General features: G+C 71.4%; 13 protein-coding genes. 5 read left to right on the top strand and 8 right to left on the bottom strand.

The window, feature by feature from the left end; translation table 11 throughout:
* The first annotated feature begins 233 nt into the window (after nucleotides 1-233).
* On the top strand, nucleotides 234-1,142 hold the full coding sequence (locus OO54_RS33650; RefSeq protein WP_033210088.1) for a Gfo/Idh/MocA family protein: 909 nt from the start codon (nucleotides 234-236) through the stop codon (nucleotides 1,140-1,142).
* Between the two features lie 181 nt (nucleotides 1,143-1,323).
* Here the strand turns inward: OO54_RS33650 and pdxR are convergent, their stop codons facing one another.
* Both pdxR and OO54_RS33660 read right to left on the bottom strand, forming a co-directional pair.
* Nucleotides 1,324-2,754: a MocR-like pyridoxine biosynthesis transcription factor PdxR gene (gene pdxR / locus OO54_RS33655; protein ID WP_033210091.1), complete on the bottom strand. Its 1,431-nt coding sequence runs from the start codon at nucleotides 2,752-2,754 to the stop codon at nucleotides 1,324-1,326.
* 17 nt (nucleotides 2,755-2,771) lie between these two features.
* Nucleotides 2,772-3,131: an arsenate reductase family protein gene (locus OO54_RS33660; protein WP_033210093.1), complete on the bottom strand. Its 360-nt coding sequence runs from the start codon at nucleotides 3,129-3,131 to the stop codon at nucleotides 2,772-2,774.
* Nucleotides 3,132-3,280: 149 nt separating this feature from the next.
* Between OO54_RS33660 and OO54_RS33665 the strand changes: the two genes are divergently transcribed.
* Together OO54_RS33665 and OO54_RS33670 are read left to right on the top strand one after the other, a co-directional pair.
* Nucleotides 3,281-3,556 (top strand): hypothetical protein, encoded by a 276-nt coding sequence (locus OO54_RS33665; RefSeq protein ID WP_017238903.1) that lies wholly within the window; start codon nucleotides 3,281-3,283, stop codon nucleotides 3,554-3,556.
* Between the two features lie 215 nt (nucleotides 3,557-3,771).
* Nucleotides 3,772-4,686: a hypothetical protein gene (locus OO54_RS33670; protein ID WP_033210096.1), complete on the top strand. Its 915-nt coding sequence runs from the start codon at nucleotides 3,772-3,774 to the stop codon at nucleotides 4,684-4,686.
* A gap of 51 nt (nucleotides 4,687-4,737) precedes the next feature.
* On the opposite strand, the gene OO54_RS33675 is transcribed toward OO54_RS33670, so the two are convergent.
* Nucleotides 4,738-4,950: a hypothetical protein gene (locus tag OO54_RS33675; RefSeq protein ID WP_051787462.1), complete on the bottom strand. Its 213-nt coding sequence runs from the start codon at nucleotides 4,948-4,950 to the stop codon at nucleotides 4,738-4,740.
* A 60-nt stretch (nucleotides 4,951-5,010) separates the two neighbouring features.
* Nucleotides 5,011-6,423, bottom strand: a complete 1,413-nt coding sequence (locus OO54_RS33680) for a hypothetical protein (protein WP_033210097.1) — start codon at nucleotides 6,421-6,423, stop codon at nucleotides 5,011-5,013.
* A gap of 185 nt (nucleotides 6,424-6,608) precedes the next feature.
* Between OO54_RS33680 and OO54_RS33685 the strand changes: the two genes are divergently transcribed.
* On the top strand, nucleotides 6,609-7,571 hold the full coding sequence (locus OO54_RS33685; RefSeq protein ID WP_234439633.1) for a hypothetical protein: 963 nt from the start codon (nucleotides 6,609-6,611) through the stop codon (nucleotides 7,569-7,571).
* 85 nt (nucleotides 7,572-7,656) lie between these two features.
* On the opposite strand, the gene glnA is transcribed toward OO54_RS33685, so the two are convergent.
* Nucleotides 7,657-9,081 carry a type I glutamate--ammonia ligase gene (glnA, locus tag OO54_RS33690; protein WP_033210100.1) on the bottom strand — a complete coding sequence of 475 codons (1,425 nt, stop codon included), beginning with the start codon at nucleotides 9,079-9,081 and terminating at the stop codon, nucleotides 7,657-7,659.
* Nucleotides 9,082-9,302: 221 nt separating this feature from the next.
* Between glnA and OO54_RS33695 the strand changes: the two genes are divergently transcribed.
* Entirely contained in the window at nucleotides 9,303-9,770 is a 468-nt protein-coding gene (locus OO54_RS33695; RefSeq protein WP_033210103.1) for an RDD family protein, read from the top strand.
* Nucleotides 9,771-9,843: 73 nt separating this feature from the next.
* Here the strand turns inward: OO54_RS33695 and OO54_RS33700 are convergent, their stop codons facing one another.
* The 3 genes from OO54_RS33700 to lipA all read right to left on the bottom strand — a co-directional run bounded on the left by OO54_RS33700 (nucleotide 9,844) and on the right by lipA (nucleotide 12,051).
* The gene (locus OO54_RS33700) at nucleotides 9,844-10,548 is read right to left on the bottom strand and encodes a DUF4191 domain-containing protein (protein ID WP_033210111.1); all 705 of its coding nucleotides are present in this window, start codon (nucleotides 10,546-10,548) and stop codon (nucleotides 9,844-9,846) included.
* 10 nt (nucleotides 10,549-10,558) lie between these two features.
* Nucleotides 10,559-10,774, bottom strand: coding sequence for an SCO2195 family GlnR-regulated protein (locus tag OO54_RS33705; protein WP_017238898.1), 216 nt, complete (start codon nucleotides 10,772-10,774; stop codon nucleotides 10,559-10,561).
* A 308-nt stretch (nucleotides 10,775-11,082) separates the two neighbouring features.
* Nucleotides 11,083-12,051 carry a lipoyl synthase gene (gene lipA / locus OO54_RS33710; protein ID WP_017238897.1) on the bottom strand — a complete coding sequence of 323 codons (969 nt, stop codon included), beginning with the start codon at nucleotides 12,049-12,051 and terminating at the stop codon, nucleotides 11,083-11,085.
* Between the last annotated feature and the right edge of the window lie 43 nt (nucleotides 12,052-12,094).

The following is a 12,094-nucleotide window of genomic DNA, read 5'->3' on the forward strand; positions in this document are numbered from 1 at the left end:
GAGGGCCGCCATCGGATTTCGCCGAGGGGACGCGGCGGGAGGCTCGGTCCCGACCGGTCGTGCGGGGTGCCGGTCGGGTCGTACGGGGTGCCGGTCCCGTCGTACGGCGTCCCGACCCGGTCGTACGGGGTCCCGGTCCCGTCGTGCGGGGTGCCGGTCGGGTCGTACTGGGTCCCGACCCGGTCGTACGGGGTGCCGGTCCGGTTGTCGGTGGGGACCGGCAGACTGGGGCCATGGCGAAGAAGGTGGGCGCGAAGCCCCGTATCGGACTCCTCGGCACCGGCCCCTGGGCCGCCCGGACGCACGCGCCCGCGTTGGCCGGGCACGCGGGTGTCGAGTTCAGCGGGGTGTGGGGGAGACGCCCCGAGGCGGCGGCCGGGCTCGCGGCCGCGTCGGGCGTCCGCGCGTACGACGACGTGGACGCGCTCTTCGAGGCGAGCGACGCCGTGGCCCTGGCGCTTCCGCCGGATGTCCAGGCGCCGCTGGCGGTGCGGGCGGCGGAGGCCGGCTGTCATGTGCTCCTGGACAAGCCGGTCGCCACGACGGTGACCGGGGCCCGCGCGGTGACCGAGGCGGTCGAGGCGGCCGGGGTCGCCTCGGTGGTCTTCTGCACGCTGCGGTTCGCGGAGCCGACGGCCCGCTGGATCGAGGAGCGGGCGGCGGACGGCGGCTGGTTCCTGGGCGAGGCGCACTGGCTGGGCTCGCTCTACGGCCCGGGTTCCACGAGCGACTACGCGGCCTCCCCCTGGCGGCGGGAGAAGGGCGGCCTCTGGGACGTCGGCCCGCACGTCCTCTCGGTCTACCTGCCGATCCTCGGCGACGTCACGGACATCACGGCCGTCCCGGGCCCGGACGACACCCACCACCTGGTCCTGCGGCACGCGTCGGGCGCGAGCAGCACCGCCACGCTCACCCTCAGCGCCCCGCCGGAGGCGGCGGAGGCGGCCCTCACCCTGTACGGCACCGGAGGCCGCGCCGAACTGCCCCGCTGGGACGGCGCGGTGGGGGCCTTCGGCGCGGCCGTCGACGCCCTCGTCACCGCGGCCCGCACCGGGGAGCCGCACGCCTGTGACGCCCGCTTCGGCCTCCGGCTGACCGAGATTCTGACCGAGGCGGAGCACCGGGCCGCCACCCGCACCTGACCTCGCCGCCGCCGACCGCACATGACCGCGCCGCACCAGACCGCGCCGGTGCCACCCGCACCTGACCGCGCCGCCGCCCGCACCCGACCAAGCACCGTCGCTCGCACCTGACCGCGCCGCACTCGACCACCCCGCACCCGACCACGCCGCCGCCCCCCTCCGAGCCGACCTGCTCGACCCGTCACCCCCGAGGGCCGACGGCCTCCGCCAGCGCCGAGCAGAGGGCGTCCAGGGCCGCGCCGTAGAGACGTTCCGGTGGGGTGGCGTAGCCGACGACCAGGCCGTCCGGGTGGGTGGGGTCCGGGGTGTCGGGGTGGCGGTAGGAGGCCAGGCCTTCGACGGCGACCCCGTGCCGGGCCGCCGCGGCGAGCGCGGCGGTCTCGGTGCCGGCGGGCAGTTCCAGGACTGCGTGCAGTCCGGCGGCGATGCCTGTGACCCGTACCGAGGGCACCCGCTCGGAGAGCGCGGTCACGAGCCGGTCGCGGCGCTGCCGGTGCCGCTGCCGCATGCGGCGGACGTGGCGGTCGTACGCGCCGGAGTCGAGGAAGTCGGCGAGGGTGAGCTGCTCGACGGCGGAGGCGTACGGCTCGCGTTCGCCCTTCGCCGCGACGACACCGTCCACGAGGGCCGTCGGCAGGCACATCCAGCCGATCCGCAGCGCGGGGGAGAGGCTCTTGCTGACGGAGCCGAGGAACACGGTCCGCTCGGGGTCGAGCCCCTGGACGGCGCCCACCGGCCGCCGGTCGTAGCGGAACTCGCCGTCGTAGTCGTCCTCCACGACGATTCCGCCGGAGCGTCGCGCCCATTCCAGGACACCGGCCCGCCGCTCGGGGTGGAGCGGCCCTCCGGTGGGGAACTGGTGGGCGGGCGTGAGCAGTACCGCGCCCGCCCCGGCGGGGATCTCGCCGACCCGCGCCCCCTCGTCGTCCACCGGTACGGGCGGCGTGCTTACCCCGGCCTCGGCGAGGAGCCCCCGGTGGAACGGCAGCCCGTACTCCTCGACCGCCCATGTGCCCGTCCGCACGACGCGCGCGAGCAGCCGCAGCGCGTGCGCGGTGCCCGAGCAGACCACGATCCGCTCCGGCCCGGTCCGCACTCCCCGCGCCCGGGCGAGATAGGCCGACAGCGCGCTCCGCAGTTCGATCCGGCCGCGCGGATCGCCGACCCCGAGCGCCTCGTGCGGGGCCCTCGTCAACGCCTGCCGCGCCGACGCCAGCCATGCCCCGCGCGGAAAGGCGCCGGGGTCGGGTTTGCCCTGGACCAGGTCGTACGGCACCGCCGCCGGGGCGTCGGCTCGGAGCGTTCGGGTGTCGGCCGCGCCGGTTCCGGGGCGGTCCCGGCGGGCGGTGAGCCATGCTTCGGCGACCCCTTCGGCCACCCGGGTCCCCGATCCCTGGCGGGCGGTGAGCCATCCCTCGGCGACGAGCTCGGTGTAGGCGTCGGCGACGGTGTTGCGGGCGATGCCGAGGTCGGCGGCGAGGGAACGGTACGGCGGGAGCCGCGTCCCGGGGGCCAGCCGCCCGTCCCGTACGGCCTCGCGGAGCGCCCCGATGAGCGCCGCGCGGCGGCTCCCGGCGGCGGCGAGGTCCAGATGCAGATCGTTGCCGAGCACGACGTCGTGGTTCCGTGTCAGCGGGACAGCGCGTCCCGTACGGCGTCCTCGGTCCGGGCGACGACGGCCGTGCCGTCCTCGGCGGTGATGATGGGCCGCTGGATCAGCTTGGGGTGCGCGGACAGCGCCTCGATCCACCGGTCCCGGTCGGCCGCGTCCCGGGGCCATTCCTTCAGGCCGAGCTCCTTGGCGGCGGCCTCCTGCGTGCGCGTGATGTCCCAGGGTTCGAGCCCGAGCCGGTCGAGCACCCGCCGGATCTCGTCCGGCGAGGGGATGTCCTCCAGGTAGCGCCGGACGGTGTAGTCGGCGCCCTCGGCGTCGAGCAGGGTGAGGGCGCTGCGGCACTTGGAACAGGCGGGATTGATCCAGATCTCCATGCCCCACACGGTACCCCCCACGCCTCCCTCCACCACCCCCTAAACCCCATCTGGCCAGGGGCGATTGTCAGTGGGGGGCACTAAAATAAGGGGTGAAGGTGAGGGTCCCGGGGAGGGCCCCCATCCCACCGTTCGCCAGGAGGTAGCCCATGGCTCTCGCCGTGATCCGCACGCCGTCCATCGAACCCTGGAAGCCCCTCCAGCGGAAGCCCCTTCCCGCGGGCCGCCCCCGCGAGTGGTACGTCACGCACAACCGGCGCCTCAAGGCCATGCGCCTCGCCATCGCCCTCCTCGACGCGGGCGTCTACCTCCCGTCGAAGGCCACCGACACGACCATACGCACCACCGCCGAGACCATCGGCATCCACCCGCCCTCCGACACCACCTGCCGCATGGTCCGCGCCCTGATCCGCTACGGCCGCTGACCCCGGCCGCGCCCGGACCGACCGACGGCCGCCGCCCCCAAGAGGAGGGGGTGGCGGCCGTTGTCAGTGCCCCCTGTTAGCTTTCCGGGGTGTTGCCAAGGAGATCATTCCGCCACCCCCTCAGGCCCACACCTGTCAGGTACCTGACAGGTGTGCCGCGGCAGCCACCGATGTCCACGCACCAGACACGGAAACAAGGCAAGGAGCACCACTCCATGACCACCACCCGTATCCCCCGCCTCGCCCGCGCGGCGGCCGTCCTCACGGCGGCGGTGACCCTCGCGGTGACGGCGGCCCCGCTGACGGGCACGGCGCAGGCCCACGAGGCCGCGACCGGATCGCTCACCTTCTCCGGCGACCCCGGCGAGTACGTCTCCGACGGGCAGACCCGCACCCTCACCCCCGAGAACACCGACCTGTTCGACATCTCGGGCCCCACCTCCCAGTCCGGCGCCGGAGCCACGGTCATCACCCCCGAGGGCGAGCGCTGGTACCTCGCCATGTCGGCCCCGTACGGCCAGAAGCTCCAGGAGGGCTTCACGTACACCGACACCCGCAGCTGGCCCGAGGCCCGCCCGGAGGACCCGCAGCTCCAGTTCAGCGTGGGCGACCGCTACTGCGAGAGCGGCACCGGATCCTTCACCGTCTCCCACATCGAGTACGGCCCCTACGGCTACATCCGCGAGATCGACGCCACCTTCGAGCGCACCTGCGCGGGCGCCACCCTCCCCGTACGCGGCGAACTCCACGCCCGGATGCCCGAGCCGCCCCCGGTCCTCGCGGTCGACATCGCCCTGAACCCCGCCGGAACGGTCGACACCCGCACCGGCGAGATCACCGTCGGCGGCACGGTCACCTGCAACAAGACGGCCTACGTCACCTTCAACGTCAGCGCCCAGCAGACCCAGAAGAAAGCCGCCGCCACCGGCTCCCACGAGAACCTGATCGTCCCCTGCGGGCCGGGCGCCCCGGTCCCGTGGACCACGTCCTTCCCGAGCAACATCGACCCGACGGCCACCTTCCAGCCCGGGGCCGCGACCCTGAACACGTACAGCACCGTCGACGACCGCGACTACCCGGCCACCCTCACCCGGTACGACACGACCCCCCTCACCCTCACCCGAGGCTGAGAAGGGCGAAGGCCGCCACCCCGGAACTCCGGAGTGGCGGCCTTCACCGGCTCAGTGCTCGTCCCGTGCCTCCACAGGCTCCTCCGGTTCGGACCGGTCGGCAGTCGAACGGCCAGGGCGGCCGCGGCGCAGTTCGTTCTGGACCCGTCGCCAAGCGCGGATGATCGGAGGCACCTTCGACAGCACCTCGTTGATCTGTGTCAGCAGCAAGGTGGCGCAACCGAACGACGCGAGAACGATCAGGCTCACCCGATCCCAGCTCACCGCCCGACCTCCACGTTCCGTTCCATCCGCCGGCACGTCCGCTTGAGCGGCCGTGGGCCGCTACCCGAGGGGTGCATGACGGTCCAGCCATCCGAGGGCTTCCACTCCCAGCCGGTCAGGACCCTGGAGCAGCGCGGTTTCCACGGCGTGGAGATCGGCGAGCTCCTTGGGCGCGGCCTGCCGGTCCAGCGAGGCGAGACGCTCCATCGAGGCGCTGACGGCGGCGGGCCAGCCGGGCATGCCGAAACGGTGTGCGGCCATGGAGGAGGCCGAGAGTGCCCGATGCAGGAGGGCATCGCGCCAGCCCTGTCGACGTACCAGTTCCTCGGTCACCCAGACCTCTCTCTCGACGTTCCGGACGAACTCGCTCACGGGACCGGACGCGGACCGCAGGGTGAAACGGGAACCCCCGGCCCACGGGAGGTCCAGATCCGTGGCGACGGCGGTGAACGCGGCCAGCCGTGCGGGTCCGCCGTCGCGGGCGGCGACAAGGGCCTTGCGGGCCCGACGGTGCAAGTCGACGCTCTGCGCGAGGACATCGCCGGCGCCGGGGCCGCCGGGCGCCTCACGGATCGCGTCCAGCGGTCCGCTCGCCAGGACATCGGCGACCAGCCCGGCTGCCGCCGCGCTCAGGAGGGCCTCCGGATCGTCGGTATCGACTCCCAGTGCGGCGAGTGCCGGTCCGGCACGCTCCTCCAGCCCTGGAAGCAAGGGGGATTCCTTCTGGGGAGGTGGGGCGAAGAGCGCGGCAAGCCGGGGCGACAGGGGGCCCGGTCCCGGGGCATCGAGAGTGATGCCGTGCTCCTGGAGTTCTTCGAAGACGGCATCCGGCCCGCAGTCGATGTGCGAGGTGTCGTGCCGCCCGGTGCACTCCTCGGGGCACTCCATCTCCCCGCACATCTCCGGCTCGTCGGGCTGCGCCTCGTTGATCAGGTGATAGGCGAGCCTGTCGGCCGTGGCTTCGCGGACCGTGATCATGGCACTGCCCAACTGCAGTTCCGCGCTCGACAGCAGGCGGTCCTCCTGATCGACCGAGGGCGGCGACTCCGGGGCGTCGGGGATCCAGGCGCAGGCCGACTCCAGCGATATCATCAGCCATGCGAGCCGCAGCGGCGGGATCTCCTCGTTCCCGGCCAGTTCCGCGACCTCCTCCGCCGCCCGCCTGACCGCTTCGAGGCGGGCGATGTGATGCGCACGGGCGGATTCCCAGGCCTCGGCATCCTGACGGATCCGGTCGGCGTCCTGCGCGAGGGCCGCGTCCCTGGCCTCCCGGGCGCGGGTGACCAGCCGCCTCAGGCAGGGGCGGCATCCGGAGGGCCCGGACCCGGGGTCGGGGCCGAGGGGGACGGCCCCGAGGTCGCGGCCGAACGGAGCCCCGCACACGCAGCAGTCCAGGCTCTCCAACTGCCGGACCGTGGGCAGGGCGGGTACGGCGGCACGGATAGTGCCGTGTGCGTAGACAGGGATGTGCACGGGCGGTGAACTCCTCGGGTGTCGTCCTCGGGCCTTCCTTCCATGCTCACCTGGCCGTTCGGCCACTAGTCAGGAATACGCGGGCACGGTGCCAAACTTGACGGAAGCTGACTGCGCCGCACGGGGCGGCGGTGAAACTTGACACCGGCCGGCGCCTGCCGCCGGCTTCGATCAGGAGGACCCGAGTGGCGGGCACCCGAGACGAATCCCAGATGGCGGGCCATCACCAGGAGCTGGTCGACGCATTGCAGGAACTGCGCCGGGCGGCGGGCTGGCCGAGTTTCCGGACGGTGAGCTCGCTCATCCGCGAGCGGGAGGACGGGCGCTCAGGAGCCAGCCACGAGACCGTGCGGTCCACGCTCAACGGAAGGCAGATGCCCCGCTGGGAGACGGTGCACGACATCGTTCTGGTACTGGCGGGCTTGTGCACCCCTCCCCGGGACGAGGAGACGGAGACGGGGCGCTTCCTGCTGCTGTGGCGGGCGGCCGGTGAAGGGGAGAAGGGCGCCCTGAAGTCGTTCCAGGAACTGGCCAACAGCGGTTGGGGCGGCGAGGACGGCACGTGGACGCCCGAGATGGTCATGGGGATCCTGGTCAACCCGTTCAGCGCCATCGAGATCGCCCCCGCGCTCGCGGCCCCGCACGAACCGGCCATCTCCGAGGACATGTGGGTCCAGGCGATGGCCAGGTTCGTCGAGGAGCAGGGGGCCGAGCACGCGCTGAGGGTCCTGCTGCACACGCTGAAGGGCGACTACATCGGAGCCGCCGAGGGCGCCCCGTACGGCTACCGGGACATGGACCGGGAGGCGATGGACGCGCGCGGGGCCTTCCTCCACGGATGCCGGGAAGTCCGCCGCCGGCTCGGAAAGGAACCCAACCTCCTTGCCGAGTCGATCCGCGCGATGCGGGCCGACGACACGATGGACCGGCACGACAGGGCGGAGATGCTCGAGAATGAGTCGGACCTGAGCCTGATGAGAGAGGTCATGATCGTGTCGCCGGAGACCTGGGACGAGGTGTCCGAGGACGCCCACCACATGGTCTTCGGCTACCTGATCAAGCAGATCGGCCCACCCGGCCCGCTCGGCCTGCCGGACGCGGAGCGCTTCCCGATCGTCTGGCGGATCCCGGAACCTGTGGAGGGATAGCACGACGGAGGGGCAGGCCGGTGGATCACCGGCCTGCCCCTCCGTGTGAGCGGCTCGACCTGCTTACCCGCAGGTCGGATCTGCTTTAGAGGTCGAAGTAGAGCTCGAACTCGTGCGGGTGGGGGCGCAGCTGGATCGGGGCGATCTCGTTGGTGCGCTTGTAGTCGATCCAGGTCTCGATCAGGTCGGAGGTGAAGACGCCGCCGGCCTGGAGGTACTCGTTGTCGGCCTCGAGGGCGTTGAGGACGGCCTCCAGGTTGGTCGGGACCTGCTGGACGTTCGCGTGCTCCTCGGGAGCCAGCTCGTACAGGTCCTTGTCGATCGGCTCCGCCGGCTCGATCTTGTTCTTGACGCCGTCGAGGCCCGCGAGGAGCAGCGCCGAGAAGGCGAGGTACGGGTTCGAGGACGGGTCCGGCGCGCGGAACTCGACGCGCTTGGCCTTCGGGTTCGAGCCGGTGATCGGGATGCGCATGGCCGCGGAGCGGTTGCGCTGCGAGTACACCATGTTGACCGGCGCCTCGAAGCCCGGGACCAGGCGGTGGTACGAGTTCACGGTCGGGTTGGTGAAGGCGAGCAGCGACGGGGCGTGCTTGAGGATGCCGCCGATGTAGTAGCGGGCGGTGTCCGAGAGGCCCGCGTAGCCCGTCTCGTCGTAGAACAGCGGGTCGCCGTTCGCCCACAGCGACTGGTGGACGTGCATGCCCGAGCCGTTGTCGCCGAAGATCGGCTTCGGCATGAAGGTCGCGGTCTTGCCGTTGCGCCAGGCGACGTTCTTCACGATGTACTTGAAGAGCATCAGGTCGTCGGCCGCGGCGAGCAGCGTGTTGAACTTGTAGTTGATCTCGGCCTGGCCGGCGGTGCCGACCTCGTGGTGCTGGCGCTCGACCTGGAGGCCGACGTTCTCCAGCTCCAGGGAGATCTCGGAGCGCAGGTCGGCGAAGTGGTCGACCGGCGGGGCCGGGAAGTAGCCGCCCTTGTAGCGGACCTTGTAGCCGCGGTTGTTCTCCTCCGCACCGGTGTTCCAGGCGCCGGCCTCGGAGTCGATGTGGTAGAAGCCCTGGTTCGCGGAGGTCTCGAAGCGCACCGAGTCGAAGACGTAGAACTCCGCCTCGGGGCCGAAGTAGGCGGTGTCGGCGATGCCGGTGGAGGCGAGGTACGCCTCGGCCTTCTTCGCGATGTTGCGCGGGTCACGGCTGTACTGCTCGCCCGTGATCGGGTCGTGGATGAAGAAGTTGATGTTCAGCGTCTTGTCGCGGCGGAAGGGGTCCACGCGGGCCGTCGACAGGTCGGCGCGGAGCGCCATGTCGGACTCGTGGATCGCCTGGAAGCCGCGGATGGACGAGCCGTCGAACGCGAGCTCCTCGGACGGGTCGAAGGCCGTCGCGGGGATCGTGAAGTGCTGCATCACGCCCGGAAGGTCGCAGAAACGGACGTCGACCATCTTGACGTCGTTGTCCTTGATGAACTTCTGGACCTCGTCGGCGTTCTGGAACCCGTGCTTCTCGGACATCCAACTCCTCCTACTCCCGGCCCGGGGAGGGGCGGGGTTGCAGCTCGGTCGTGCGGCCAGTGCGGTGGCACACGCTGGACCCGACCATAGGCAGACGGGATTTCTCAAGCATGACCCATTTGTTTCGTCGAAGTTAACCGAGGTGGGTGCCGATGTGCGTGCCGCGGCCGTACGCGTACCCGGGCGGAAGTGATCGAAAACGGGCGCAGTACCGTGGTCGGGTGGACAACAGGCAAGCACTCGGATCTTGGCTCTCCGGCCCGCGCGCGGCGGCCGAGGACGCAGGCGTCGACTTCGGCTACCGCGGTCAGCAGCTGGGGCTGCCGGAGGAGGGCCCCGGTTCGATCGCCCGCCCCGGGCGGCGGATCGGCGCCCTGTCCGTCGACTGGGCCCTCTGCATGCTGATCGCATACGGCCTGGTCACCGACGGCTACAGCCAGGCGACGGGCAACTGGGCGCTCGGCATCCTCCTCGTGCTGAGCGTGCTGACGGTGGGCACGGTCGGCTCGACGCCGGGCAAGCGTCTCTTCGGCCTGAGGGTCGTCTCCGCGAGCGGCGGCCGGCTGGGTCCGGGGCGCGTGGCGGTCCGCTCCCTGCTCGTCTGCCTCGCCCTCCCGGCCCTCATCTGGGACCGCGACGGCCGCGGCCTCCACGACCGGCTCTCCGGCGCCGTCCAGGTCCGCATCTGAACCCACCCCGTCACGCCCATGAGGAAGGCCCCGGACCGCTCGGTCCGGGGCCTTCCTCATGGGATGGGTCGTGTCAGCGCATCTTTCCGCCGCGCGGCATCCGCATGCCCTTGGGCATCGGGCCCTTCGGCAGCGGCATGTTGCTCATCAGGTCGCCCATGGCCCGCAGCCGGTCGTTGGTGGAGGTCACCTGGGGGCCGGTGAGTACGCGGGGCATCTTGAGCATGGTCGTGCGGACCTTCTTCAGCGGCACCTGGCCTTCGCCGTCGCCGACGATGATGTCGTGCACCGGCACGTCCACCACGACGCGGTTCATCCGCTTCTTCTCGGCCGCCAGCAGGGTCTTGACCCGGTTCGGGTTGCCCTCGGCGACCAGCACGATGCCGGCCCGGCCGACCGCGCGGTGCACGACGTCCTGGCTGCGGTTCATCGCGACCGCGGGGGTCGTGGTCCAGCCGCGTCCGACGTTCTGGAGCACCGCCGCGGCCGCGCCCGGCTGGCCTTCCATCTGTCCGAAGGCGGCGCGCTCGGCGCGCCGTCCGAACACGATGGCCGCCGCCAGGAGCGCCAGGACGAAGCCCAGGATGCCCAGATAGACCGGATGACCGATGAGGAAGCCGATCCCGAGGAGGACACCGAGTACGACGATGCCCACGCCCGCGACGACCAGACCGACCTTGGGGTCGGCCTTCCGGGTCATCTGGTACGTGAGGGCGATCTGCTTCAGTCGCCCTGGAGTCGCAGCGTCAGCGCTGCCCGTGTTTGCCTTCCTCGCCATGTCCTGAAGTTTACGTGGCCCGGGAGGTGCGGCCCGACGCGGCCTCCATCACATGCTGGGCCTCGACCCGGTCCTTGGCGCGGCGGCGGTCCTCCAGGACGGAGTTCCAGGCGTTGCGCCGGGCGGTGCGCTGTCCGGCGCCGAGGAGCAGTGCCTCCACGGCCTTCAGGGCGTCGGTGACGGACGGGATCGCTGTGACGCGGACGTGCGTCGATGCGGCTGGCATGTCGGGGTCCTCTCTCGATGGCGGGTGAGACGAGGTGGGGGGATGCGAGGGGGTGGTGGCGGTGAGTGAATCCAGGCTCACAGATCGGTGTTACCAGGGCGTGACCCGGCGGTCAAACACTGATGAAACGTTGATGCGGCCGGATGGGTCACGGCGGGAACGCCGGTGCGGCCGGTACGCCCCCGCTGAGCTGCGGGGCCGTACCGGCCGCACCGGATTCGGCCACTACTGGCCAGTAACTACTTGTGCTCGGATTCACACGGTGCTCGGAAGGCCCGTGTGACGCCGGTGGCGTCGCGCCTGGCGCCTCAGACCGCCTGGGTGGCGTTGTCGACCGCGCCGCGCTTCTCGATCGCCTGCTGGAAGAGGCGTCCCGCGCGGTACGAGGAGCGGACCAGCGGGCCCGACATCACGCCGGAGAAGCCGATCTGGTCGGCCTCCTCCTTCAGCTCCACGAACTCCTGCGGCTTCACCCAGCGCTCGACGGGGTGGTGCCGGACGGAGGGGCGCAGGTACTGGGTGATCGTGATGAGCTCGCAGCCCGCGTCGTGCAGCTGGCGGAGCGCCTCGCTGACCTCCTCGCGGGTCTCGCCCATCCCGAGGATCAGGTTCGACTTCGTGACCAGACCGTAGTCGCGGGCCTGGGTGATGACGTCGAGGGAGCGCTCGTAGCGGAAGCCGGGGCGGATCCGCTTGAAGATCCGCGGGACCGTCTCCACGTTGTGCGCGAAGACCTCGGGGCGGGAGTCGAAGACCTCCTTGAGGAGCTCCGGCACCGCGTTGAAGTCGGGGGCGAGCAGCTCGACCTTGGTGCGGCCGTCGGCGCGCTCCGCGGTCTGCTGGTGGATCTGGCGCACGGTCTCCGCGTACAGCCAGGCGCCGCCGTCCTCCAGGTCGTCGCGCGCGACGCCGGTGATGGTGGCGTAGTTCAGGTCCATCGTGACGACCGACTCGCCCACGCGGCGCGGCTCGTCACGGTCCAGCGCCTCGGGCTTGCCGGTGTCGATCTGGCAGAAGTCGCAGCGCCGGGTGCACTGGTCACCGCCGATGAGGAAGGTGGCCTCGCGGTCCTCCCAGCACTCGAAGATGTTGGGACAGCCCGCCTCCTGGCAGACCGTGTGCAGGCCCTCGCTCTTCACGAGGCCCTGCATCTTCGTGTACTCCGGACCCATCTTCGCGCGGGTCTTGATCCACTCGGGCTTGCGCTCGATGGGGGTCTGGGCGTTCCGGACCTCCAGGCGCAGCATCTTGCGTCCGTCGGGGGCGACTGCGGACACATCGGCTCCTGTAGCTTCGATTCTTCGGCGCACACCAGGGTAC

The organism is Streptomyces wedmorensis (assembly GCF_000716445.1).
Taxonomy (GTDB): domain Bacteria; phylum Actinomycetota; class Actinomycetes; order Streptomycetales; family Streptomycetaceae; genus Streptomyces; species Streptomyces wedmorensis.

What these genes read in the sequence shown, in the direction of transcription:
- OO54_RS33650 (WP_033210088.1), top strand. Translation starts at nt 234, where the DNA reads ATGGCGAAGAAGGTGGGCGCGAAGCCCCGTATCGGACTCCTCGGCACC.
- OO54_RS33660 (WP_033210093.1), bottom strand. Translation starts at nt 3,131, where the DNA reads ATGGAGATCTGGATCAATCCCGCCTGTTCCAAGTGCCGCAGCGCCCTC.
- OO54_RS33665 (WP_017238903.1), top strand. Translation starts at nt 3,281, where the DNA reads ATGGCTCTCGCCGTGATCCGCACGCCGTCCATCGAACCCTGGAAGCCC.
- OO54_RS33670 (WP_033210096.1), top strand. Translation starts at nt 3,772, where the DNA reads ATGACCACCACCCGTATCCCCCGCCTCGCCCGCGCGGCGGCCGTCCTC.
- glnA (WP_033210100.1), bottom strand. Translation starts at nt 9,081, where the DNA reads ATGTCCGAGAAGCACGGGTTCCAGAACGCCGACGAGGTCCAGAAGTTC.
- OO54_RS33700 (WP_033210111.1), bottom strand. Translation starts at nt 10,548, where the DNA reads ATGGCGAGGAAGGCAAACACGGGCAGCGCTGACGCTGCGACTCCAGGG.
- OO54_RS33705 (WP_017238898.1), bottom strand. Translation starts at nt 10,774, where the DNA reads ATGCCAGCCGCATCGACGCACGTCCGCGTCACAGCGATCCCGTCCGTC.